This is a genomic window from Collinsella sp. AM23-17 (genome assembly GCF_003470945.1).
In the GTDB taxonomy this organism is placed as follows: Bacteria; Actinomycetota; Coriobacteriia; order Coriobacteriales; family Coriobacteriaceae; genus Collinsella; species Collinsella aerofaciens_O.
The window spans coordinates 1-24,982 of the sequence record NZ_QRHU01000007.1 but is presented as its reverse complement, the minus strand read 5'-3'; the positions used below and the strand labels follow the sequence as shown (position 1 = coordinate 24,982).

General features: G+C 61.5%; 18 protein-coding genes. 13 read left to right on the top strand and 5 right to left on the bottom strand.

Annotated features, from left to right (window positions below; genetic code table 11):
• Window positions 1-69: 69 nt before the first annotated feature.
• From dnaE to DW645_RS03685, 9 genes are all read left to right on the top strand, one after another.
• Complete coding sequence (gene dnaE / locus DW645_RS03725; RefSeq protein WP_117735950.1) at window positions 70-3,873, top strand: DNA polymerase III subunit alpha; 3,804 nt, start codon at window positions 70-72, stop codon at window positions 3,871-3,873.
• Between the two features lie 28 nt (window positions 3,874-3,901).
• The gene (locus DW645_RS03720; RefSeq protein ID WP_118226344.1) at window positions 3,902-7,366 is read left to right on the top strand and encodes an SNF2-related protein; all 3,465 of its coding nucleotides are present in this window, start codon (window positions 3,902-3,904) and stop codon (window positions 7,364-7,366) included.
• Window positions 7,367-7,516: 150 nt separating this feature from the next.
• Window positions 7,517-7,879 (top strand): desulfoferrodoxin family protein, encoded by a 363-nt coding sequence (locus DW645_RS03715; protein WP_089572163.1) that lies wholly within the window; start codon window positions 7,517-7,519, stop codon window positions 7,877-7,879.
• A gap of 117 nt (window positions 7,880-7,996) precedes the next feature.
• Window positions 7,997-9,982, top strand: a complete 1,986-nt coding sequence (locus DW645_RS03710) for a hypothetical protein (protein WP_118226342.1) — start codon at window positions 7,997-7,999, stop codon at window positions 9,980-9,982.
• 137 nt (window positions 9,983-10,119) lie between these two features.
• Entirely contained in the window at window positions 10,120-10,641 is a 522-nt protein-coding gene (ruvC, locus tag DW645_RS03705) for a crossover junction endodeoxyribonuclease RuvC (protein ID WP_035137351.1), read from the top strand.
• Window positions 10,641-11,261 carry a Holliday junction branch migration protein RuvA gene (ruvA, locus tag DW645_RS03700; protein WP_117799743.1) on the top strand — a complete coding sequence of 207 codons (621 nt, stop codon included), beginning with the start codon at window positions 10,641-10,643 and terminating at the stop codon, window positions 11,259-11,261. Before ruvC ends, ruvA begins: the two co-directional genes overlap by 1 nt.
• Window positions 11,261-12,328: a Holliday junction branch migration DNA helicase RuvB gene (gene ruvB / locus DW645_RS03695; RefSeq protein WP_089572158.1), complete on the top strand. Its 1,068-nt coding sequence runs from the start codon at window positions 11,261-11,263 to the stop codon at window positions 12,326-12,328. Before ruvA ends, ruvB begins: the two co-directional genes overlap by 1 nt.
• Window positions 12,329-12,472: 144 nt before the next feature.
• Entirely contained in the window at window positions 12,473-14,140 is a 1,668-nt protein-coding gene (locus DW645_RS03690) for a formate--tetrahydrofolate ligase (RefSeq protein ID WP_089572156.1), read from the top strand.
• A 179-nt stretch (window positions 14,141-14,319) separates the two neighbouring features.
• Window positions 14,320-15,309, top strand: a complete 990-nt coding sequence (locus tag DW645_RS03685; RefSeq protein WP_118226340.1) for a hypothetical protein — start codon at window positions 14,320-14,322, stop codon at window positions 15,307-15,309.
• Between the two features lie 12 nt (window positions 15,310-15,321).
• Here DW645_RS03685 and DW645_RS03680 read toward each other — a convergent pair whose 3' ends face one another.
• A complete protein-coding gene (locus DW645_RS03680; protein ID WP_117806232.1) occupies window positions 15,322-16,503 on the bottom strand; it encodes a cation diffusion facilitator family transporter in 1,182 nt (393 codons plus the stop codon).
• Window positions 16,504-16,721: 218 nt separating this feature from the next.
• Between DW645_RS03680 and DW645_RS03675 the strand changes: the two genes are divergently transcribed.
• Both DW645_RS03675 and DW645_RS03670 read left to right on the top strand, forming a co-directional pair.
• Entirely contained in the window at window positions 16,722-18,059 is a 1,338-nt protein-coding gene (locus tag DW645_RS03675) for a hypothetical protein (RefSeq protein WP_117778466.1), read from the top strand.
• Between the two features lie 228 nt (window positions 18,060-18,287).
• Window positions 18,288-18,557 (top strand): hypothetical protein, encoded by a 270-nt coding sequence (locus DW645_RS03670; protein WP_118226338.1) that lies wholly within the window; start codon window positions 18,288-18,290, stop codon window positions 18,555-18,557.
• Between the two features lie 94 nt (window positions 18,558-18,651).
• On the opposite strand, the gene DW645_RS03665 is transcribed toward DW645_RS03670, so the two are convergent.
• The 4 genes from DW645_RS03665 to DW645_RS03650 form a co-directional block, all read right to left on the bottom strand.
• Window positions 18,652-19,869: a hypothetical protein gene (locus DW645_RS03665; protein WP_118226336.1), complete on the bottom strand. Its 1,218-nt coding sequence runs from the start codon at window positions 19,867-19,869 to the stop codon at window positions 18,652-18,654.
• Entirely contained in the window at window positions 19,841-21,151 is a 1,311-nt protein-coding gene (locus tag DW645_RS03660) for a phosphatidylinositol-specific phospholipase C domain-containing protein (protein ID WP_118226334.1), read from the bottom strand. The genes DW645_RS03665 and DW645_RS03660 overlap by 29 nt, the downstream gene beginning before the upstream one ends.
• 304 nt (window positions 21,152-21,455) lie before the next feature.
• Window positions 21,456-22,049: a hypothetical protein gene (locus DW645_RS03655; RefSeq protein WP_055250912.1), complete on the bottom strand. Its 594-nt coding sequence runs from the start codon at window positions 22,047-22,049 to the stop codon at window positions 21,456-21,458.
• 243 nt (window positions 22,050-22,292) lie between these two features.
• Window positions 22,293-22,895, bottom strand: coding sequence for a hypothetical protein (locus tag DW645_RS03650; RefSeq protein WP_147356625.1), 603 nt, complete (start codon window positions 22,893-22,895; stop codon window positions 22,293-22,295).
• 377 nt (window positions 22,896-23,272) lie between these two features.
• Here DW645_RS03650 and DW645_RS03645 point away from each other — a divergent pair, with 377 nt between their 5' ends.
• Window positions 23,273-23,905: a cyclodeaminase/cyclohydrolase family protein gene (locus DW645_RS03645; RefSeq protein WP_055250908.1), complete on the top strand. Its 633-nt coding sequence runs from the start codon at window positions 23,273-23,275 to the stop codon at window positions 23,903-23,905.
• A gap of 2 nt (window positions 23,906-23,907) precedes the next feature.
• Window positions 23,908-24,762, top strand: a complete 855-nt coding sequence (locus DW645_RS03640; RefSeq protein ID WP_118226330.1) for a bifunctional 5,10-methylenetetrahydrofolate dehydrogenase/5,10-methenyltetrahydrofolate cyclohydrolase — start codon at window positions 23,908-23,910, stop codon at window positions 24,760-24,762.
• Window positions 24,763-24,982: the final 220 nt, after the last annotated feature.

Sequence of the window (24,982 nt, the reverse complement as noted above, 5' to 3'; positions counted from 1 at the left end):
TCGGGCGCTGTCCGTGCCGTGGGGTAAAATCGTTCAGTCAGAACACGAACCCGCATCGGAGCTCATCACATGGCATTCGTCCATCTGCACAATCACACTGTTTTCTCCATGCTCGACGGCGCAACCCGTATCCAGGATATGGTCAATCGTGCCGTTGAGCTGGGCATGCCCGCCGTGGCCATTACCGACCACGGCTACATGTATGGCGTACCCGACCTGGCGCTGGCCTGCGACGCCGTCAACCACAACACGCCCGAGTACAAAACCTGGAGCCACGACAAGGCCTTCTTGGAAAAGGACCGCCGCGACGAGCTGGTGGAGCCCGATCCCGAGTCCAGCCCGCGCGAGCATGCCCAGTATGTGAAGGACATGGCCATGTGGGACGAGAAGGGCAACATCGACGAGCTCAAGCCGCCTCTGGTCATCAAGCCCATCTTTGGCTGCGAGGTCTACTTTACGCCGGACGAGACGCTTGCCCGCGACCATAAGCCCGAGCTCTACCACATGATCCTTCTGGCCAAGGACCAGGAGGGATACGTCAACCTGATGCAGACGGTCTCCGAGGCCGCCGTGCAGGGCTTTTACTATAAGCCGCGCGTGACGCTCGACAACCTGCGCCGCCACGCCAAGGGCATGATCTGCACGAGCGCCTGCATCGCGGGCATCATCCCCAAATACATCGACCGCGGTGACATGGAGGGCGCCATCAAGTGGGCCGAGACCTTCCGCGATACCTTCGAACCCGGCGACTTTTACATCGAGATCCAGGAACACGGCATCACTACCGACAATGGTCTGACCGACGAGCAGATGGACCGTACGCTCATCGATATCGCCAAGCAGGTGGGCGTCAAGGTCATCGCCACCAACGACTTCCACTACCTGCGCCGCGAGGACGCGCCCGTGCAGGACGTCATCATGTGCATTGGCATGAACGCCAAGGTCGACGACCCTAACCGCATGCGCATGACTGGCTCGGAGTTTTACATGAAGACCGAGGAGGAGATGCGGGCGATGTTCCCGTATTGCCCCGAGGCCTGCGACAACACGCTCGAAATCGCCGACAAGTGCTACGTTGAGCTGGACTGGGACTCCATCATCCTGCCGCGCTTCCCGCTGCTCGATCCCGGCGAGACGCACGAGAGCCAGTTCCGCCGCGAGTGCGAGAAGGGCCTGCGCCAGCACTACGGCGACGACTGGGCCACGCGCGAGATTGGTGGCGTCAACATCAAAGAGCGCTTTGAGTACGAATACAAAGTCATCTGCGACAAGGGCTTTGCCGCCTACTTCTTGATTGTTGCCGAGTACGTGCAATGGGCCAAGGACAACGGCATTGGCGTCGGCCCCGGCCGTGGCTCGGCCGCCGGCGCTATCGTCGCCTACGCCATGAACATCACCGCGTTCGACCCGCTCGAGAACGGTCTGATGTTCGAGAGGTTCCTGTCCCCGCAGCGTACCGAGATGCCCGATATCGATATGGACTTCGACGATGAGCGGCGCCTCGAGGTCGTGGAGCACGTTCGCCAGCTCTACGGCCCCGAGAAGGTCACCCACGTCATCACCTACTCGACCATTAAGGCCAAGCAGGCCATCAACGACGCTGCGCGCGTCCTGGACTACCCGGTCTACATGGGCCAGCGTCTGTCCAAGATGGTCTCGAGCGACCCCAAGGTCAAGCTCAAGCAGGTGCTCGAAAAGCAACCCGGCAAAGAGGATCTGTTTAACCCCGATTTTGCCGAGGCCTATAAAAAGGACGACGACGCCCGCCGCATCATCGACACGGCGCTCTCGATTGAGGGCCTTACCCGTGGCGAGGGTGTGCACGCGTGCGCCGTTCTGATCTGCCGCGACCCCGTCAACGAGCACGTGCCCACCAAGCTCGACACCAAGGGCGGCGTCGAGATTACCCAGTACGAAGGTCATACCGTTGCCGACATGGGCCTGCTCAAGATGGACTTCTTGGGCCTGCGCACGCTGACGGTTATCTCCAAGGCCAAGGCAAACATCAAAAAGAACTTCGGCATCGACATCAAAGAGGAAGAGATCCCCTTTGACGACCCCGAGATCTTTAAGCTCATGGGCTCCGGCCATACCGCCGGCGTCTTCCAGGTCGAGTCCGCCGGCATGACGGCCACGATCAAGAACATGAAGCCCACCGAGTACAAGCACGTCGTGGCATTGATCGCCCTGTACCGCCCGGGCCCGCTGGGCGCCGGCATGGTTTCGTCCTACATCAACCGTATGAACGGCAAGGAGCCGGCCGTCTCCTACGACGACCGCCTGGACGACATCCTGGGCGAAACCTACGGCACCATGGTCTACCAGGAACAGGTTATGCTCATCTCCGTCGAGATGTGCGGCTTCTCCAAGGGCGAATCGGACTCGCGTATCCGTAAGCCCGTGGCTAAGAAAAAGATCAAGCTGCTCACGTCGACGGTGCTGCACTGGGAGGATGGCTCGGACGAGACCACCTACGACCACTGGATGAACGGCGCTATCAAGAACAACTACACGCGCGAGGTCGCCCAGAAGATTTGGGACGATGTTCTCGAGTTCGCATCCTACGCCTTCAACAAGTCGCACTCCGCCGGCTACGCCATCCTGGTTATGCAGACGGCGTGGCTCAAGGCGCACTATCCGCACGAGTACATGGCGGCCGTTCTGACGTCCTATACGGGCAAGACCGACAAGATCGTGCACTACGTCTCGGCGTGCCGTCACGACGGCATCCCCGTGCTGTCGCCAGATGTCAACGAGTCCGGCACCGAGTTCACGGCTACCAAGGAGGGCGTGCGCTTTGGTCTGGCCGGCATCCGCGGCGTGGGCACCGGCGTGGCGCAGGCGATTATCGCCGAGCGCGAGGCGGGCGGTCCGTTTAAGACACTGCACGACTTTGTCGAGCGCGTGGACTCGAGCCAGGCCAACCGTCGCGTAATCGAATCGCTGATCAAGGCAGGCGCCTTCGACTCCACTGGGTATCCGCGTCGTCAGATGATGCACTTTGTGGACAAGAACAACCCCGAGAACATCATCGACGCCGCGATAAAGCGCCAGAAGGACCGCGCGAGCGGCCAGACCTCGTTCTTCGACATGTTTGGCGACGTTGAGGGCTCGGGCTTTGAGGTGAGCGTGCCCGATCCGGACGGCCAGGAGTGGGACCGCCACCTTAAGCTGAGCCAGGAGAAGGAGGTTCTGGGCATCTATGTCTCGGACCACCCGCTGCGCCCGTTTGAGTATGCACTAGCCAAGGCGCGCGACTTCTCGTTCTCGCAGATCGATACCGGCTACGAAGTTCAGAATCCTACGGGCGGCACCATCAACCAGGAGATTCCCGAGGGCAAGGCGCTGTGGTGGGCCGGCATGGTCTCGAGCGTGTCCAAGCGCGTGACCAAAAACGGTGACCCCATGGGCATCGTGCAGCTCGAGGACATGGAAGGCGAGGCCACGGTCGTGGTGTTCCCCAAGACCTACAAGGAGGCCGAGGGGTATCTGTACGGCGAGGTCGATCCCGAGACCGGCGCGCAGCTGTCCGACGCCTTTGTGCGCATCAAGGGCAAGCTCGAGCGCTCGGACCGCGGCGACCAGATCATCGCGCAGGAGATTGTGCCGCTGGAGCTCAACGAGGAGAACAACAAGCCCAAGGTGTTTGAGGTCATGGTGCCCAACAGCCGCTTTAGCCAGGGCAATATGGCGCGCCTGGCCACGGTGCTCACCGCTAACCCGGGCGGCGACCGCGTGGAGATCTTTATCGAGCAGGTGGACGGGCGCGTGCTGCGTGCCGAGGTACCTGCCAAGGTCAACGCGCGTTCGATTCCGCTGCTGGCCGAGGCCAAGGCCATTGTGGGTAACCAGGGCCGCGTGACGGTGATCTAAGCTACCCCGGGTGAGATTGGAGGAAGTGATGGCGCAGGGGACGTTTGTGCAGGCGCTTCGCAAAGAGGCGGCGTTGAGCGGCACCTTTATGAAGGGGCGTTCGCTCATGCTCAACGGCGCCGTGCTGTCGATCGAGGACAGCGGCTCGCGCTTCTCCAAAAACGTGACGGTTGAGGGCTCGGTGCGCGGCTCGCGCGGCGACCTGTACAAGACGCACGTGGCGCTCGACATGGACGAGCACGAGGTGATCGACTACGACTGCGATTGTCCCGCCGCCTATCGTTACCCCGGTATGTGTAAGCACGCTATTGCCACGGCGCTGGCGTATTTGGATGCCAGCGGCGCCGAGCCCGTCGAAGGTTTGCGCACGCCGGTTCGCACGTTTACGGCGCAGCCGAAACAGCCCGCGCGCGCCGCGTCCGCCGCGCCGGCCGTCAACCCCAACTTTCCCTTCCCGGCGCCCGTCCCCACGAGCCCGAGCCTTGTGGCGGCGCTTTCCGATCTTTCGGACGCGCGCATGGATGAGCTGGCGAGCATGCGCCGCAAGCTTGCCGGTGCCGTTGATCCCGACGCCCCCAAAGCGGCGTTGGAGCCCTCGTTGGTGCCGTACTACAATCCGCTGTTCGCTGACCGCTTTAGCTGGGCGCTCGAGTTCCGCATTCGCTGTGGATCGGTCTCCTACGTGGTCAAGGACATCGACGGCATGGCCGATGCCTACGTGCGCGGCGGCACGTTCTCCTATGGCAAGAAGCTCACGTTTGTCCATTCACCTGAGGCCTTTGACGAAACATCGGCAAAGCTGCTCAACCTTGTTGCGACGACAGTTGCCTATCTCGATGACATCACAAGCTCGCGTTCGGCGTCGTACGACTTTGTCCGCAGCGGTTTTGTTGCCGAGCGTCAGTTGCCGCTGTCCGAGCATAGCATCGTATATGTGCTGGACCTGCTGCGCGGCCAGACCATCTCCTTTGAGCCCGCCTGGTCGCGGGGGATGACGACGCATCGCACCTACGACGTGGCGGTTGAGCTGTCTCCGCAAGGGGAGGACGGGGCATCCGCTAAGCGTCCACCGCTGCTTGCCGCCAAAATCGCGCCGGCGGCTGGTGGTAGCTATGACCTGCGCCTGCCCGCCGATATGTACTGCTTTGCGTCGGGCGATGCCGCCTACTTGGTTGACACGCGCCGCGCGCGCCGTACCGACGCTGCATTTGCTCAGCATGCCGCACCTTTTTTGTCGCGCTTGCTGCCGTGCCGCACGCCCGCCCATATCGCCGCCGAGCAGGTGGGGGAGTTCTGCCGTATGGCGCTGCCCATTTTGCGCGACTATACCGACCTTACCGCGCCCGCTGCGCTCGATACCGTGGCGCCCGAGCCGAGCTTTGCCATGGCAATCGGCGTCGACGATGGGCTCGTGACCTGCAAGATTACGGTTACCTACGGTGACTGGTCGGCGGATCTCTTTGGCCTGGGCGCTCCGGGCAGCCCCTTCGAAGAGCAGCGCCCCGGTGTGCCACCCCGCGACGAGGTGGCGGAGTTTCGCGTTATGGATACGGCGGCCCTGTACTTCGATTTCTACGAGGGCGGTCTGGCGTTTGAGGAGCGCGATGACGCCCGCTTGTTCTGCCTGCTGACCGAGGGCCTGTCCGCCCTGTCCGAGCTGGGTGAGGTCATGCTTAGCGACCGTCTGCGCCAGATCTCGGTCCGCCCCGCGCCCAAGCTCTCGGTTCGTGCGACCGTTAAGAGCAATCTGCTCGATGTCGAGCTGGGCGCGAGCGGGCTTTCGGCCGCGGACCTTGCCGTCTATCTCGATTCGTACAAGCGCCATCAAACGTTTGCGCGCCTTACGTCCGGCGACATCATTCGCCTGGACGAGGGGGCGCGCGCCGCGTTTGGCCTTGCCGAGGACCTGGGTGTCGATGCCGTCGACCTGCTCGACGGCGTGTCGCTTCCCGCGTCGAGTACCCTGTTCGTCGACAGCATGCTCGCACGCACGCCGGCGCTCGAGGCCGATCGCGACGCTGCGTTCCGCCGTACCGTCGAGCGCCTGGATACGCTCGGCAAGATGGACTTTACGGTGCCGGCATCGCTCAAGGCAACGATGCGCGGCTACCAGGTCGACGGATACCAGTGGCTCGGCTCGCTCGAACACCTGGGCCTTGGCGGCATCTTGGCCGACGACATGGGCCTGGGCAAAACGCTCCAGATGATTGCGCATATTCTGGCGCGCGTGGAGGCGGGGGACACCAAGCCCACGCTCGTGGTATGCCCGGCCTCACTCGTGTACAACTGGACTGCCGAGCTGGAGCGCTTTGCCCCGTCGCTCGATGTGTGCGCCATTGTGGGCGCCAAGGCTCAACGCCGCGTGCAGATCGCCGGCGTGGCCGAGCATAGCGTGGTCGTGACGTCGTATGACCTTATGCGGCGCGATATCGACGAGTACGTCGAGCAGGATTTTGCCCGCGTGGTGCTCGATGAGGCCCAGTACATTAAAAATCCGCTCACGCAGGTGGCGCGCGCCGCCAAGCGCCTGCCTGCCGGCGTGCGCTTTGCCCTGACGGGCACGCCCATCGAAAACCGCCTGTCCGAGCTCTGGAGCATCTTCGACTTTTTGATGCCGGGCCTTTTGGGGACGCGCGAGTCGTTTGCCAAGCGCTTTGAGAGCCCCGTCGAGCATGCCGAGGGCGATAGCGCCGCTCGCCTGCAGGCGCTCGTGTCGCCGTTTGTGCTGCGTCGCGTTAAGGAAGACGTGGTGGCCGACCTGCCCGAAAAGATCGAAGACACGGTGATGGCACAGCTTACCGGCGAGCAACGCAAGCTCTACCTGGCCAACCAGGACCGCATCGCCCAGCAGGTGCAGCACCGCGAGGCTGGGGAGTTTAAGAAGGACAAGCTCAAGGTGCTCGCCGAGCTCACCAAGCTGCGCCAGATCTGCTGCGACCCGCGTCTACACTACGAGGATTACAAGGCGGGGAGCGCCAAGCTCGATACGTGTATGGAGCTCGTGCACGGCGCACTCGACGGCGGGCATCGCATCCTGTTGTTCAGCCAGTTTACGGGTATGCTCGATATCATCGGTAAGCGCTTGGCCAAGGAGGACATCGCCTTCCTTAAGCTCACGGGCGCTTCGTCTAAGGAGAGCCGCGCCAAGATGGTCGCGCAGTTCCAAGCGGGCGAGGTTCCGGTCTTTTTGATTTCGCTCAAGGCGGGCGGCGTGGGCCTTAACCTGACGGCGGCCGACGTGGTCATCCACTACGACCCGTGGTGGAACGTGGCAGCGCAGGACCAGGCGACCGACCGCGCGCACCGTATTGGCCAGCAACATACCGTGACCGTGTACAAGCTCATCGCCAAGGACACGATCGAGGAGCGCATTATGCAGATGCAGGAGTCCAAGCGCGACCTGGTCAACAGCGTGCTCGGCGGCGACGGCATCTCGTCGGCGCTGTTTACCCGCGAAGATGTTCTGGCGCTGCTGGGCGGCGACGGGCGCTAACCCGCTCGGGTGGGGCCGCCAGGGCGGATAGCGCACGCTGCCCCATCGTCCCCGCCCGTTATGTGTTCATTTGCAATGCCGTGGATGGTTTGTCTGCCTTTGGGCATAAGAACCATCAAGAACATTGGCACGTCAGCAAAGGAGAACATCATGGCGAAATTCTTTAAGGACCCCGACGGTAAGCTCATTGCCGCCCTTGGCAACGACGTTGCAACCCCTGCCGGTTGCACGGAACTGACCGCAAACACTGAGGACGCGGCGCACGAGAAGCACGTGCCTGTTGTCGAGACCGAGCGCGACGGTCACGTGATTCGCGCACGCGTTGGCTCGGTCGAGCACCCCAGCCTGCCCGAGCACTATATTGAGTGGATCGCCCTTGAGGCCGAGGGCCGCTTAGAGGTCCATTACCTTGAGCCCGGCATGAAGCCCGCGACGTTTTTTGCCGGCGGTTCCAAGACCGGTACCGTCTATGCCTACTGCAACCTGCACGGGCTGTGGTCCGCGACGTTCTAGGAGCGCGCCCCCGCTCGGGGTATCATAGCTAGCATATGCACATGCGAGCGCCGACTGCATCATGCGGCCGGCGCTTTTACTACGATTTCGATGGTTTACGACGGAAAGGGCTGAGCCATGAAGCTCGCGCTTGCACAGATCGATATGCGCCTGGGTGATATTGAGGGCATTTGCGGCCGCATCGAGGACCAGGCTCGTCTGGCCCACGAGCGCGGGGCGCGCGTGCTGTGCGTTCCGGCTCCGCTCTTTATGGGCGCCATGCCCGGTGGCCTGGTGGGCGCTGCCGACTTTGAGCACGACGTGCTTGCCGGCTTGACTGGTGTCGCCGAGCGCATCCAGGAGCTTGACATGATCTGCATCGTGCCCGCGGCGGTTTCGTTTGAGGGTCAGCCGCTGCTCGACTACATGATGCTCAAGGACGGTCATGTGGTGCCGGCGCGTTCGAGCATTGCCCTGCAGCGTGGCGAGAACAACGACACGCGTTGGGCGCCGCCGGTGTTCGACGTGGACGGCGTGCGCATCGCCGTGATTTTTGACTTGGACCGCGAACTCGAGATGTTGCCGACCGGTGTTGACCTCATTGCGTATTTCCAATTCAATGCGTTTGACATGACCGACCGCGAGACTGCCGCCATTGCCGCCGTTCGCAGCGGCGCCTACCGCAAGATCGCATCCAAGCGCAGCGTGTGGTTTGCCTGTATGGCGCCGGTCGGTGCCTATGACGAGTCGGTGTATACCGGCGGTTCGTTTGTGCTCGACGACTGCGGTCGCGTGGTGGCCCAAGCGCCGTGTTTTGAGGAGAGCCTGCTGGTTCAGGAGATTCAGCGCGGCGTGATGCTCGATGCCCTGGAAGATCACGAACTGACCGAGTTCCGTTCCGAGGAGTGGCTGTGGCAGGCACTGGTGCTCGCCGTGCGCGACAACGCCCGGGCCCACGGTGCGTCGCGCGCCGTGGTGGCACTCGAGGGCGACTTGCCGTCGTCCCTGCTGGCGGCGCTGGCCGTCGACGCTCTGGGCCCGCGTAATGTGATTGGCCTGGTGCTGGGGCGCAACCGTATCTTTACGCCGGCGCAGGAAGAGGCCGAGGCTGCCCGCTGTGCCGCCGTCCGCGCCATCGCCGAGCGTCTGCACATTCGCACCGTCGAGCGCGATGCACCGGATGCGGCGCGTGTGCTCGATCGCGACGTGTCGGCGGGCGATGCAGAGCGCCTGCGCTCGCGCACGCTGGGCCTCATGCTGGAGGACACGGCGCTCGAGCTGGGTGCGATGGCGCTGAGCCCGCTGTCCAAAACCGAGTACGCGCTGGCGGCGCCGGCGCTTTGCGGCGGCTACCAGGGCGATTACGCGCCCTTTGGCGATGTGTACCTGTCGACGCTTGAGTTTGTGGCGCGTGTGCGCAATCGCACGTCTGCCGTGGTACCCCAAGAGCTCGTGACGCTCAACGCGGTGGAAGATTGTATGGAGCGAGTGCTGGCGCAGGCGCTCTCGACGCTCGACGGTCCGGTCGATATGCTCGACCGCGCGGCACAGCTGCTCGGCGGGCTCGAGCCGGGTGAGATCGATGGCGCGCTTGAGGCGCACGTGGACCGCAATCGATCTTTCGACGACATCCCGATGGCCGCTGGCAAGCCTGAGGCCTGCTCGCTGCTGCTGATGCTCGTTCGACAGGGTGAGGCTGCCCGCCGCATGTTGCCGACGGCGCCGATCGTTTCGTCCCGTTCGTTTGCCGAGCGCTCCTGGCCGTACATGCTCGCGTGGTCCGACCTGGGGCTTAACGGCAAGGAGCGTATGACGGTCGATTCGCTGGCGCGCGCCGAGGTGCGCCGTTTTGCTGACGAGGATACGAGCGAGCGCGTGCGAAACGAGATGATGGGCGTGCTGGGCGAGCTACTGGGTATTTCGCCCGAACAAATGGAGGAGTTGCGCTCTGAAGACGGTCAGCGTCGTTTACACGAGGGAATGAAAAAGTTCGAGGGCGAGGTTCAGGACGCCATCGATAAGATGATGGGCGGCCAGGGCGGACCGCAAGGTGGTCCTCAGGGTGGCCCGATGCCGCATCCGCCGGTTAATCCCCGACAGTTCCCATTCTTCTCGCAGAACTAAACTGGGGATGGGATTCGCTCTCAACCCCGATACTTCAACTAAGCATCTTGACCCCGTTGTGTTATTCTAGAACAGACGTTCGTGAGTAGTGCGCGGGGCCTTGCCTTGCGCTTGGTAAAAGACGAGGGGAGGTTGGCTTGGTTATTTTGGGCATCGACCCCGGTTTGGCTCATACGGGTTGGGGGATTATCGAGGAGCGGCGTGGCGAGGTTCGCTGCCGTGCCTATGGCTGCATCGAGACCAGCGCAGGCAGTCCGCTCGCGGTGCGCCTGTCGCATATCGCCCGCGACCTCAAGGGTGTCGTGGAGCGTTATCGACCCGATACCGCTGCCATCGAGAGCATCTACTTTGGCGCTAATGTCCGCTCGGCAATCCCCACGGCACATGCCCGCGGTGCCGCGCTCGTGGCGCTTTCGGAGTGCGCGCTCGAGATCGGCGAGTACACGCCTATGCAGATCAAGCAGGCTGTGGTGGGTACCGGTGCCGCAGATAAGCGGCAGGTCGCCTACATGGTGCGCACGCTCACGCAGCTCGATCACGACCCGCATCCCGACCATGCCGCCGATGCCCTGGCCTGCGCCATCTGCCACGTTAACCTCAGCCGTACCCGGGCGCTTACCGGCGGCGAGTTCTATCAACAGAGAGGAACCGGATACTGATGATCTCCCAGCTCCACGGAACGCTTGTCGAGGCCACGATGAGCTCTGCTGTCGTCGATGTGTCGGGCGTTGGCTTTGAGCTCGGCATCTCGGGCAGCACTGCGGCCACGTTGCCGACGCCCGGCGGCGAGGTCCGCCTCTACACGCGTATGCAGGTGCGCGAGGACGCCATGACACTTTTCGGTTTTTCCTCTAAGGATGAGCGCACGATGTTCGATCGGCTCGTGTCTGTCTCGGGCGTTGGCCCGCGCTTGGCGCTCGCCGTGCTTTCCACCTATACCGTGGGGCAATTGTGCTCGCTGGTGATGGCCGAGGACGACAAGGGCATGGCCAAGGTGCCCGGTGTGGGCAAAAAGACAGCTCAGCGTCTGATCCTGGAGCTCAAGAGCACCTTTGCCAAGGACAAGGGCTTTGTGCCGGTCGACGTGATTCCCGGCCAGGTTGCGATGCCCGTGCCCGCTGCCGCTCCCTCAGCCATCGATGACGCCCGTGCGGCGCTCCTTTCCATGGGCTTTAGCCCGCAGGAGACCGATGTTGCCCTGAGCGGGTATGATGGGCAGGATATGCGTGTCGAGGATTTGCTCGGCGCGGCGCTTAAGCGACTCGGAATGGATGCGTGATGTGGGAAGCCGATGACTCTCAGGACCTGTGGGCGACGCCCGGCAACTCGCCGGCGGCATCCATGGCGCACGGCGAGCGCATGGTGGGCTCGGAGCTGACGGCCGAGGACCTCGATGTCGATCGCACTTTGCGCCCCCAGCGCCTGGACGATTACTGCGGCCAGGAGCATATCAAGCAGAGCCTGCGCGTGTTGATCGAAGCGGCGCAGAGCCGTGGCGAGACGCTCGACCACGTGATCTTCTCGGGCCCTCCGGGTCTGGGCAAGACCACGCTGGCTACGGTTATCGCCAACGAGCTGGGCGCTCAGATCAAGACCACGAGTGGCCCCGCCATCGCGCGCACGGGCGACCTGGCGGCCATCCTTACTAACTTGCAGCCGGGTGATGTGCTGTTTATCGACGAGATCCACCGCCTCAACCGTTCGGTCGAGGAAGTCCTGTACCCCGCGATGGAGGACTTTGCCCTCGATATCGTGATTGGCAAGGGTCCGGCGGCGCGCTCGATTCGCCTGGATATCCCCAAGTTTACGCTGGTAGCAGCAACGACCCGCTCAGGCATGTTGACCGGCCCGTTGCGCGACCGCTTTGGCATTTCATATCGCTTGGATTACTACACGGTCGAGGAACTCGCGCAGATTGTGACGCGCTCGGCGACTATCCTGAGCGTGACGATCGACCATCCCAGTGCACTCGAGATCGGCTCGCGTTCGCGCGGCACGCCACGTCTTGCCAACCGCCTGCTCAAGCGCGTGCGCGATTACGCACAGGTGCGCGGCAACGGCCCCATCGAGCTCGATATCTGTCGCCAGGCGCTCGAGTTCTTCGAGATCGACGAGCTCGGTCTGGACTGGATGGATATTCGCATTTTGGAGACGCTCGCTAAGACGTTCTCCGGTCGTGCCGTGGGACTTACGACCCTTGCCAGCGCGGTGGGCGAGGACCCGGGCACGCTCGAGGATGTCTATGAGCCGTATCTGCTGCAGTGCGGGTTGATGATTCGCACGCCCCAGGGCCGCCAGGCAACGCTTCGCACCTTTGAGCACTTGGGGATTGAACCTACCGTTTAGGGCGCTTTGTTTTGGCGGGTTGTTAAGCTATCGCTGAGCATCGGATAAACATATCGCCATTCATCGGTTACGGGTGTTTTACTATTGCGCGCCCGTGCTATGCTGAATTGGTCTTTTTCTCATTCGGTAACGAAAGGACCGCCCATGCCTACTGACATCGAAATCGCACGTTCTGTCACGCCGCTGCCTATTACCGAGGTGGCCAAGAACGCCGGCGTCGACGTTAAGCACCTGATTCCGTACGGCTTCGACAAGGCTAAGGTCGATTATTCCCTGCTCAACGAGCCGACTGATCACCAGGCCAAGCTCGTCCTCGTGACCGCTATCAACCCAACGCCTGCGGGCGAGGGCAAGACCACCACGACCATCGGTCTGGCCGACGGCCTGCGCCGTCGCGGCGTCAAGAGCGCCGTGGCCCTGCGCGAGCCTTCGCTTGGCCCCGTCTTTGGCGTTAAGGGCGGTGCTGCCGGCGGCGGCTGGGCTCAGGTCATCCCCATGGAGGATATCAACCTGCACTTTACCGGTGACTTCCATGCCATCGGTGCTGCCAACAACCTGCTGGCCGCCATGCTCGACAACCACATTCAGCAGGGCAACCAGCTCGGTATTGACGTTAAGCGCATCACTTGGAAGCGCGTCGTCGATATGAACGACCGTCAGCTGCGCCACGTCATCGACGGCATTGGCGGTAAGGCCCAGGGCGTGCCGCGCGAGGACGGCTTCGATATCACCGTCGCCTCCGAGGTCATGGCAATCCTGTGCCTGTCTACGAGCATTAACGACCTCAAGGAGCGCCTGGGCGAGATCGTCGTCGGCTACAGCTTTGCCGGCGAGCCCGTCCGTGCCCGCGACCTTAAGGCCCAGGGTGCCATGGCCGCGTTGCTTAAGGACGCGCTCAAGCCCAACTTGGTGCAAACGCTCGAGGGCACGCCCGCGTTTGTCCACGGCGGTCCCTTCGCCAACATTGCCCACGGCTGCAACTCTATCATGGCCACGCGTATGGCGATGCGCTTTGGCGATGTCGCCATTACCGAGGCCGGCTTCGGTGCCGATCTGGGTGCCGAGAAGTTCCTCGACATCAAGTGCCGCATGACGGGCGTTCGCCCCAGCGCCGTCGTGGTCGTCGCGACCGCTCGTGCGCTGAAGTACAACGGTGGCGTCGCCAAGGCCGACCTCAACGAGGAGAACCTCGAGGCACTCAAGGCCGGCATGCCCAACCTGCTGCGTCACGTCGACAACATCCAGAACGTTTATGGTCTGCCCTGCGTAGTCGCCATCAACCGCTTCCCGACGGACACCGAGGCCGAGCTTGCGCTCATCGAGTCCGAGTGCCAGAAGCTCGGCGTCAACGTTAAGCTTTCCGAGGTCTGGGCCAAGGGCGGCGAGGGCGCGCTCGAGCTTGCCGATGAGGTCATGCGTCTGATTGAGCAGCCGAGCGAGCTCAAGTTTGCCTATGAGGACGGCGCCGATGTGGCCGACGCTCTTGAGGCCATTGCCACCAAGGTCTACCGCGCCGACGGTGTTGACTTTACGCCGGCCGCCAAGCGCCAGCTCGCCGAGCTGCGCGAGAACGGCTTTGGCAACCTGCCGGTGTGCGTGGCCAAGACGCAGTACAGCTTTAGCGACAACGCCAAGGCCCTGGGCGCTCCCGAGAACTTCCGCATCACGGTGCGCGAGCTCAAGGTTTCCGCCGGTGCCCACTTTGTGGTCGCACTGACTGGCAGTGTTCTGACCATGCCGGGCCTGCCCAAGGTCCCTGCGGCCGAGAACATCGACGTCGACAACGACGGCAACATCACCGGCCTGTTCTAAGCCTGCTGCCCATAGCTGCTTGTCCGCCCCGCCGTGCCCACAAGGCCCGGCGGGGCTTTTTTATCCTTAGGCCCGCGCATGTCTTGTAGATACCGACGGGCTCTGCCCATCATAGGCTTTTGCGCGGGTAGAATGCATGGATAACTTGATGCTCACGCGCGACGGAAAGGAATCGTTGCATGGATCAGGACAAGACAACCGTGATGGGCGGCTACGGCTCCGCGCAGGCTGGCGATAGCGCCGATGCGACCCGCGTTGTTCCCAACCCCGGTTATACCGACCCCGCCGCGACGCAGCCTTCTGCCGAGCCCACCCGGGTTATGGGCTATGGCGACACGGCGCAGGATTCTTACGCTGCATCTTCGCAAGGCCCCTATGGCAATGCAGCTCCGGACCCGTTTGATTACGCGCCGCAGGATTCTTATGCCGCCTCGACGCCGAATCCCTATGATGACCTGCCACAAAATCCCATTCCGCAGCCTCAGCAGACGACGTATATGCCTCGCACGGCGCAGTCTCGCTACGAGTCGCGCGAGCCGTATCGCGAGTACCCCAAGTCGATTCCGCAATATGGCGAGGACGAGGAGAAGAAGCCGTCGCGTTCGTCGAGCGTGATCAAGAAGATCCTCATCGTGCTGGCGATCTTCTTTGCGCTGTCGGTTGTGTTTGCCATTGTGTCGGGCATGCTCAACAAACGAGGGAGTTCAACGGCCGATACCGCTGCCGAGCAAACCGAGTCCGCCTCGTCTAGCACCGTCGATCTGAGCGATATCCCGGGGCAGTACTGGTCCAACGCCAAGAAACTTCTCAAGTCGCGCGGCGCCAATCTTTCGAATGCCGTGGTCCTGACTGATGATGGCTCAACGCCCGTCATCGATGCCAACTGGGTCGTTACTTCTGCTTACTATAACGACAGCGGCAACCTCGAAATTCAACTCACGCACAAGAATAGCTCGGGCAACTCGCCCGACGGCCAAAGCGGTACCGACAGCTCGAGTTCCAATACGCTGGAGGACTTGAGCAACAAGGCACAGGAGCTTGGGGATAAGGCCCAAGAGCTGGGCGACACGGCCCAGAACCTGGGCGACACCGCTCAGAACTTGGGCGGCATGGCGACGGATGCCTGGAACGCTCTGCAAAACGGCATCTCGGGCGCTCAGGGAAACTAGCTGTTAAGCGGGCTACAGCTGCTCGGCCGGACGGTCGGGCGAGCTAAAGCCCGAGTCAAACGTAACGACGCATGAGGCATTGGGTCGGCGCTCGTGCACGATGCGCGTGACGAGCTCCAGCAGCTCCTCGTCGGATATGTCAAAGCCGTCGGGACGCACAAGGTCAAACGAAACGAACCCGTCGTGCTCGTGCAGGTCGTGGATGGAGAGCGCGGGGTCGATCTGCATGATGCCGCGCTTGACCCAGCCGCGCAGGTCGTCGCCGGTGGTGGCGATGGGGTCACAGTGCAACGTGATGCCGATGCCCATCTGGCGCTTGATGTCGTGCTCGATGGTGTCCAAAATCTCGTGGTGCTCAAATGCGTCGCCCTCGCCGGGCATCTCCACGTGGGCGCTGGCAAACTGACGACCGGGGCCGTAGTCGTGCACCATCAGGTCGTGTGTGCCCAAGACCTGCGGATAGGACATGATCTTGTCGCGGATTGCCTGAACGAGCTTGGGGTCGGGCGCTTGTCCCAGCAACGGGCTGATGGCGTCGCGCACTAGACCCATGCCGCTGATGCAGATGAAGATGCCCACACCCAGGCCTGCCCAGCCATCGAGGTCAAAGCCGGTCGTCTGCGAAATAAGCGCCGCCATCAAGACCGAACCCGAGGTGATGACGTCGTTTTTGGAGTCCTGCGCTGTGGCAATGAGTGTTTCGGAATCGATACGGTTGCCCAGCGCGCGGTTGAATGCGGCCATCCAGAATTTGACGAGCATGGACAAGACGAGAGCGGCTAGGGAGACCAGCGTGTAGGCGGTGGGGGAGGGCTTGATGATCTTGGTGACCGACTCGAGGATCAGGTTGATGCCGACGGCGCAAACCAGGACGGCGACGAACAGACCGGCTAGGTACTCGTAGCGGCCGTGGCCATAGGGGTGGCCTTCGTCTGCCGGGCGGCTGGCAAGGCGGAACCCGAGCAGGCTTACGATGTTGCTCGAGGCATCGGAGAGGTTGTTGAAAGCGTCGGCGATGAGGGAGACGGAGCCGGCGAGCAGGCCCGCGATGCCCTTGGCCAGGCACAGAGTGATGTTGAGGCCAATGCAGATGAGGCTTGCGGCGAAGCCCGCGTTGGTGCGGCAGGAGGTATCGACCGGCTCGCCCTCGCTGCCGGGAACAAGCGTATGTACCAGCCGATTTACAAATAGCATAGCGGTCGTCCTCACAATCATGTTTAAGGGGATAGTGTAGCTCGCGCGGAGGCGCTGTGCACCGATGCTCAGAAAATGCAGTAATGGTCTGCCGGTGCTAACGAGCGAGCCTTCTCGTCTGCCTGGGTGGTCCATTTTGGGCCACATGGGTATGGGCATGTGCCTGTTTGCTCGACATACTTTATGTCGACAGCCCCTGTGCAAAGGAGGACGTTTCCATGGACGAGATGTTTGCCATTAAATGTCAAAACTGCGGCGGCCCTATGTACTCACACCAGGCTAAACGCAGCTTTGAGTGCGCCTATTGCGGCACGGTCGTTCCGTGGCAGGCCGATGCGGGGGAGCCCAAGAGCGCTTTGGGCATTCGCCATGCGCCGCTGACGGTTGTCGATGGGCTACTTAAGCTCACCCATGTGTCGCAGCTCGAGCGCCCGGAGGACCCGGACTGGTATTTCTTTAATTCGCACTGGCGCAATCAGTCGGTTCTGGAGCATCTGCTATGGGAGGACCGCGGCACGGCGCAGGAGTTCCAAGAAGCCACGCACGTGAGCATTCCCTGCCCCTTCTGCGGCGCGTCCTTTGAGGGCGAGTCAACGCAGCGTGTGTTTGAGTGCCCGTCCTGCGGCAACAAGATCGGCATTGCCGACCTGCTCAAGCCCGGTACGTTTAGCAAACGTCTGACCATGGGCGTGGGTGCGGAGTATGTGCCGGAGCAGGGTATTCCCTGCGAAATCTCACCGCAGCAGGCACGTGCCAACGCGCTGCAGCTGGTGCGCCAGTACCCGGATGCCTTTGCCGGGCACGACGTGGAAGACGCGATCCAAAACGACATGATGCTCTTCTATTTCCCCATGGCGCTGGCGGACCTGCGTATGATGGCGAGCTTCCCGGGCAAGGGCCTGAGCAAGGAGACCTTGGTGTACTACGAGGTACTCGATTGGGCGTATCCGCGGGCAAACTACCTGGACGTTCGTCTTATGGGCATTTTGGAGCCGTGGGACTTTGGCAAGGTGGGGCCGTTCGATCCTGCCATGCAGGAGGGCGACTTTCGCGTTGTCTCCGTCGATGCATCTACCAAGGACCAGGTGGTCATTGATAAGCTGGCGCTCGACATTGCCGGCAACGATGCCGAGGCGGTACTGGGGCTCAATAAAAAGAGCATTCGCATGTGGGCGCGCAAGGCCCGCAAGCAAAAGGACGGTCTGGTGATGGTGCCGGTCTACTTTGTCGATCGTCCGGCGACGGATAGCCGCGACGGCGAGCAGGTGCGCATCGCCGTGAACGGCCAGACGGGCCGCGCGGCCGCGGTGGTGTTTAGCGACAAGCGCGAGACGCATATCGTGGCGCCGCTCAACCTGAGCCTTCATCTGTCCGGCGAGAGCACCGTGCACGCCACGCCCATCGAGGTCAAATACGTTAAGTCGCCGTTTCTGTACCAGATCGTGCGCCGTGGAGGCGGCGAGCAACCGCGCCAGGTTGCAGCCGCCGTCGAGGGTTCCTACCGAGAAGAAAAGCCCAAACGCAAGGGCTTGCTCGCTGCGATCTTTGGGAAGTAGGGAAGCGCAGCCGGTTGGCGCTGCGATGCGATAGTTAGAGGAACGGGGCGGTCCGCAGAAGTGCGGACTGCCCCGTTTTTGTGTTGCGGGGAAGTGCTGGGCACTTCATTAAAGGTCTTCGCGCGGACTCGAATTCCAATGTCGCCTAGCGCCTTCGTGCAGGATTCCCGAAGTGACTAAAATGTGACCATAGAGGCAGTTTTAGCGAACCCCATGGGAGTGACACGCATGGACAACAACACCTTGCTGTTCCAGGACAAAGGTTCGGGCAGGTTTAAAGACGTCAAGATCTACCCTAACCGCATCGAGGTGCTCAAGAAGGGTACTTTCGGCGGCAAGCATATCGAGATTGTCTACCTTAAGGACATCACGGGCGTTAACAGGATCAAGGGTCGCGACGTTTTCCTGCGCAATCGACTGTTAACCGCTTGCGTCTTTAGTCTGAGCAGTCGTGCGAAGGCCCAGGAGTTTGTTAACGCGCTGAACATGGTGATGTAGCCCATGGCGGCGTTCGGGCCAAGGTAAAAATCGGGGGCACAGAACGGTGTCCTGCGCCCCCGATTGAGTCGATGTGTCTAAAAGGCGGGCTTGCCTATTCGCTGTCGTCCCCAGCGTTTTCGCGGTCACTGGCAAGCATTGCCGCGCCGGCGACCGTTGTCGCCACGGCGGCGGCAGCGAGCCCGGCGGCAACGCCAGAGCCGTCGCCCGTGTTGGCGAGCTTTCCGCCCGAGCTCTTGCCCTGGCCTCTCTTGTTGCTCTTGCCGTTCTTGTCGGCGCCGCCTGCGTTGGAACCCGTGTCGCTGCCGGTGCCGCCTGCACTGCCCGAGGCCGCTACGGTAAAGCTTGCGGCTCCGTCGCTGGCGAGCGTGTAGTTCTGCGCCGCGTCGCCCAAGAGACCGTTCACGCGCACCCAGTACGTTCCTGCGGCAAATGTTTCGCCCTCGGCCATTGCCGTGCCCGGAGCGCCGTTCGCGTCGTGCACAAACTCGAGCTGGGCCGTGCAGGCATCGGTTTCGAGCTTGCCCTCGAGTGATGCCGCAATCTTGGCGCGCACGTCTTCGCCGGCCTTAAGGCCTTCGAGTCCCTCAAAATGGGGCGTCAGCGCGCGTGGATCGATATCGATGGGCACAGAGCCCTGCAGCCCCGTAACGGTCTCGTTGCCCAGGGCGTCGACATCCACGTATTCAATGGCAAACGCATGGCCCGAAGCTGTCGCGTTGAGCGCGTTGCTGCTGTCGGCAAGGCGGAAATGACCCTCGCCAACGGTCTTGCCATCCTGGAATGAGGCATCGCTCAGCGAGTCGCCGTACGTCATGCGCATGCGGGTCGGGAGATAGTACGGGAGATAGTACGAAGCCGTCTGCTTGTGCTCCGTATCGTAATTGCGCTGGTAGATGCTCCGGGCCAGCGCCGCATCAACAAAGTCGGATGCGATGATGCCAATGTGCTTGAGGTAATCTGACTTTGTATCCTCGGTGCCGCTGGGGTTGATGTACGGGCTCTTATACAGATGCTCGTTGACTACTCGTGCCGAGGTAAAAGGATTGCCTCCGTGCGACAAGCCCGTGCAGCTGGTGTAGTTGATAGACCAGCAGCGCTCCAGGACTTGCTCCTTGGCCCCGTTATCGTCCTCGACATCTACCTCGTTGCGCGTGCGCCCGGTCGTTTCCTTCAGCGCATTATCGACCCAGCTGAGCTTGTCGGTTCCCGTGAGTTTGTACTTGTCCTGGGCGTATACCTTGGTGCAATAGGGCTCTTTGTCGCCTGTTTCCCCCGCGGCTTCAAAGCCCCGCGCGTCTTGGACGAACACACATAGTGGCGCTGTCGGAGTGAGCCTTGATCTTGTCATCCCATTCGGTAAGGTCGAGGCCCCACGTGTGGCCGCTTACACTGTTGCCGGCGAGCCTAAATCGACGCAGCAGAACGATCTTTCCGCGCACCTCGTGTAGCGTGGGGATTCGGCTCGACGTATAGAACAGTTTGGGGTTGTCGTCCAAAACCTTGGCGAAAGCCGTCGTAACACTTTCGTCGGTAGCCTCGTCGTTGCCTCGTGATACAAGCATGATGAGCGCTTCTGTCGGGTTTTCGTTCAAAAACGTTTTGAAGTAGCCTATGACATCGGAAAGATGCATAAAGTACGCGTCTTTTTTGAGCAGGTAGTAATCCCCGTGGTCGATACCGGGGTCGTCGCCCTTTCCGAGCCGGATATCAAAATAGCGAATGCCTTCGAGCAACTGCGTGGGAATGTAATCCTGCTGGCATTTTACTTGCGAGGATTGGGGCTCAGTGTCGTTGTCCACGCTGCAGGTGCCCGAATCGTGCGTACCCGGGATGCTCAGCTCGTCGAGGAACTTGTTGTCGTCGACGTATTTCATCCAACATGGCCCATCGACGTAGCTGCTGTACGTGATCCAGTCGAGGCTGCTAACCGTGGCATCGTTCTTTTTCATGTCGTAACCGATAAGTTCGAGCTCCCACGGAATGCTCTTACTCTTATGGCAGATCTTATTGTTGTCCTGGTCTTCGCCGTTCGATTCTATTGCCAGGTACTTAATGTCTTTTTTCTCGGTTTCTTTCTCGACCGTGCGGTCTCGGATGATATAGGTTCCGTTTGATTGACGCTCGAACGCAAAAGCGCGGCTGGGCTTGTTGTCATACTCGCCGCCCCATACGTGGATGACCTTTCCATCTTTGTCCGAGTCGTCGTCGACCGACCAAATGCTGTAGCCCGTCTTTTTATGCTCTTCGAAATTGAGCAAGGTGCGGATAGCATACCAGTTTGTATCGTCATTCTTGGTCGTTACGTTCTCAAGGATGAGCTTGCTGGACGTGCCGTCGTTAAACAGGTGGCAGACGTTGCCGCGAACGTTGCCGTCTTGGTTGACGCTCGCGGTGCGAAAATAGCCCGCGGGGCGAAGGCGAATGACGAAATTGTCGAGGCTGACTGACGCTGTGGCAGCGTCTTCTGCAAATGCCGCGCGCACGGGAAGGCCCAATCCCGCGGTTTCGGGCAGGCTTACAAATGGCGACAATGCTGCGAGTCCTAGGCCCAACGTGAATGCTCGACGGCTGATGGCGTGGTGTTCGGTCATAACTCCTCCGTTCGCAGGGTGCGGTTATGCACTCATTTTGTTCACTATGCTGCCCGGATGTCTAAACGTGTTGGCTTAATTGTCTGCGTGGCGCCATAAATCGGCGGGCGGACGCGTTGGGGCGCTTGTCTATTTGTGCTGCTACCGCGCTGGGGGTGGTTTTGCCGCCCGGCACCCTCGCGTTCGCCGGCTATCGGCATAAGAAAAGGAGGGTCGGTTTACCGGCCCTCCCTGGGTACGAAGCGCTGGGGTACCGTCGCTTGTTTGCTCTGCGACCGTGTTTCCCGTTGCGCTCGCCAGTCGCTTAGCGCTTGATCTCGATATCGTCGAGCTTGACGTCCATGGCCTCGGTCTTGGCCTTGGCAATGTCATCGGCAAACTCCAGAGACTTCATCATGGTCTCGACGGCGTCCTTGTGCTCCTCGACATTGTCGATGCTCACGTAAACGCTGCCGCCGCCTGCTTCGGTGAAGTACTCAGTCGTTACGCCGCCCGAGTGTGTATAGGAAGCGTTGCGCCAAGTCTTGCCGTTGTACTTGACGGGATCATTCTCGGTCCACTCAAAGTTGGCCTTCCATTTGGCCTCGTAGTCGAACAGCTCGTCAGCGTTCTTGTCAGAGTCGAAGACAGGGATGAAGCGATCGCTGGCGTGCTCGCTCTCGGTGAACTTAAACTGGGCCCTGTCGGCGGTGTCGCCGGCAACGTCGGTGATCTCGACGCCCTCGGGCACCTCGACCTTAAACCAAATGAAGTCGGTCCTCATATCCACGGCTGGCTTTTCTGCGCCGCCGCCACCGCCACTGCCGGTAGCGCCGCCGCTTCCGCCGCAACCCACCAGGGCAACCGCGGCAAGGAGACTGATGCAGAGTGTGAGAATCGCAAAGGCCTTCTTTTTCATGGTCGTGTCCTCCTCGATCTGTAACCGCCCATGGATTACCTGCCTTTACTGTACGCGTGGACGGCTCGCTAGGGTGGGCCATGTGTCCCATTCTGAGGGCCGGATTTGCGCCGACAAGTGGCAATATGCGCGGGTCCAAAAGAGGGGAGGGCCGATGCCTGTCGGCCCTCCCCGGGGTTGGGTGCCCGTTGCTTTAATGGGGCGCATGTGCGCAGGTGCGCGTAGGCGCGTGCGGGTGTCCCGTTACTTGAGCTCGATGCTCGAAATCTCGACTTCGCGCGCCTCGGAAACTGCCTCTGCCATGTCATCGGGGAACTCGATGGAGTTGAGGAGCGTCTCGGCTTCTTTCTTGTGCTGGTCGAAGTTCGAGATGAGGACGTAGACGCTTCCCGGCTCAACGTCGGTAAAAAGCATGGTTGAGATGCCGCTGTTGTCCTCGTATGTTCCGACGAGCCACATCCTGCCGTTATACTCGACGGACCCGCCATCCTTCCACTGGAACGTATCCCCCTTCTTTTCTGCCTGGTCGGCGTGGGATTCCTCGGCTGTCATCGCTTTTTTCCAAACGGGGATAAAGCGATCGGCCGAGGCGTTCTCGTCTTCGGGGAAGGTGAGCTGGACCCTGTCGGCATTCTTGCCGGCGGAGTCGCTTACGCCGACGCCCTCGGGCATCTCGACCTTAAACCAGATAAAGTCGGTCTTCTTGGCGACGGGGGCCTTTTCCTTGCCCTCGCTCTTGGATGCGCTGCTGCCCCCGCCCGATGCGTTCCCGCCGCAGCCGACAAGGGCAAATGCGGCAAAGAGGGCGATGCAAAGGGAAAGGATTGATAGGGTCTTTTTCTTCATGGTGGCGTCCTCCTTGTCTGCCAGGGACATCGTGTGCCGCGGATCGCTGGGGCGGCGGTTGCGCGTGCACATGATGACTTTGTTTGCTGTGCGGTGATTCCTCCATTCGTCGTCCGGTGCCGTGATGAGCGTTGCCCCAACATGGGGCTCCTTACCTATATGTATGCCCCAGTTGCCGCTGCCCGGGAGTCTCGAAACGTGGGCCATGTGTCCCATGTTTGCGTTGGCATGGCCTATCGTTCGTCATAGAAATCCGCGATGGCCAGGTGCGCTGACGCCCATGTGCTTATGGGCTAGACTTAGCACCATTACGTGTTCGATGCGGTTGGTCGGCGGTTGCCGCCTGACCGATGTATATGACTTGAAGGTGCGTGCGTATGAGCCAAGAGATGATGGATAAAACCTGTCGAGAGTTTGCCGAGGCACTTGCCGCACGCGAGCCGGTTCCCGGCGGTGGCAGCGCGAGCGCCTTTGTGGGCGCGCTGGGCGCCTCGCTGTGCGGGATGGTCGCGCGCTACGGCGCGACCAACCCCGCGCTTGCCGATCGCGCGGATGACCTGACGCGCGCGTTTGCCCAGGCTGATGAGCTGGCCCAGGAGCTTGTCGAGTTGGTTGCCGAGGACGTTCGTGCATATGGGCAGGTGTCCGCGGCGTACGGTATTCCGCGTGGCGATCCGGCTCGAGCGACCGCGATTCAGGATGCGCTGCATGTGGCCGCCATGCCGCCGTATCGCATTATGGATGCCTGCGGGCGTGCACTGGCGCTGCTCGAGGACATGGCCGACAAGGGTTCGCGTCAGCTGCTGTCCGATGTGGCGTGCGGCGCCGTGTTCTGCCGTTCCGCTATGCAGGGCGCGAGCTTGACGCTCTTTGCGAACACCACGTCTATGAAGGATCGCGCTCGTGCTGAGGAGCTCGAGACGGCGTGTGATGAGTTGCTCGACATGTGGTTGCCGCGCGCCGATGCGCTGGCGCGCCGCGCCGCCGACGCCGCAAGGAAGAGGGGATAGCCATGGCTGAACTGCTGAAGGGTGCCCCCGTTGCTCGCGTTTTGACTGAGGAACTTGCTGCTCGCTGCGTGGCTTTGCGCGAGCGCGGCGTTGTGCCGACGCTGGCTATCGTGCGCGTGGGTGAACGCGAGGACGACCTATCCTACGAGCGCGGTGCGCTCAAGCGCTGCGAAAAGGTTGGCATTGAGGCTCGCCGCGTTTTGCTTCCCGCCGATGTTTCGCAGGACGAGCTGTTGGCGGCCATCGAGGACATCAATACCGATTCGTCTGTTCATGGCTGCCTGATGTTCCGCCCGCTGCCCGCCGGCCTTGACGAGGACGCGGTTGCCGCGGCACTCGATCCTGCCAAGGACGTTGACTCCATGACGCCGGCTTCGCTGCTCACCACGCTTTCGGGGCGCGGCGAGGGTTTTGCCCCCTGCACAGCCGAAGCCGTGCTTGCTTTGCTGGATCATTACGGCGTTGAGCTGGATGGGGCCAAGGTCGCGGTCGTTGGTCGGTCGCTGGTGATTGGCCGTCCCGTTGCCGCCATGCTTACGGCTCGCAATGCCACAGTGACGACGTGCCATACGCATACGCACGACCTTGCTGCCGAGTGCCGTGCTGCCGACATTGTGGTTGCCGCCGTTGGACGCGCGCGTACGATTGGCGTGGATGCGGTTCGAGAGGGCCAGACGATCATTGATGTTGGCATTAATTGGGACGAGGCCGCTGGCAAGCTGGTGGGTGACGTCGATTCTGATGCTGCGGAGCCGGTCGTTAACGCCATCACGCCCGTGCCGGGCGGCGTGGGCGCTGTGACGACGGCGATCCTCGCCAAACACGTGATCGAGGCGGCCGAGCGCGCATCGAAATAGGCGTTTTGGGCTGTTTGAGGGGTTAGCTCTATACCCCGTGGACAAAAAATGCCAAATATGAGTACTGTTGCCAAGATAGTCACATATTCTTTAGGTCAAATAGGCTCTCTAACGATATTTATTATCGATAAAGAGCCTATTTTATTGGACCTATGAGGAATTACATCAGGTGGCGCGCGCAGACGTGGTGTAAGAGCGTCCCGAGGTCCGTCGCTGCAAG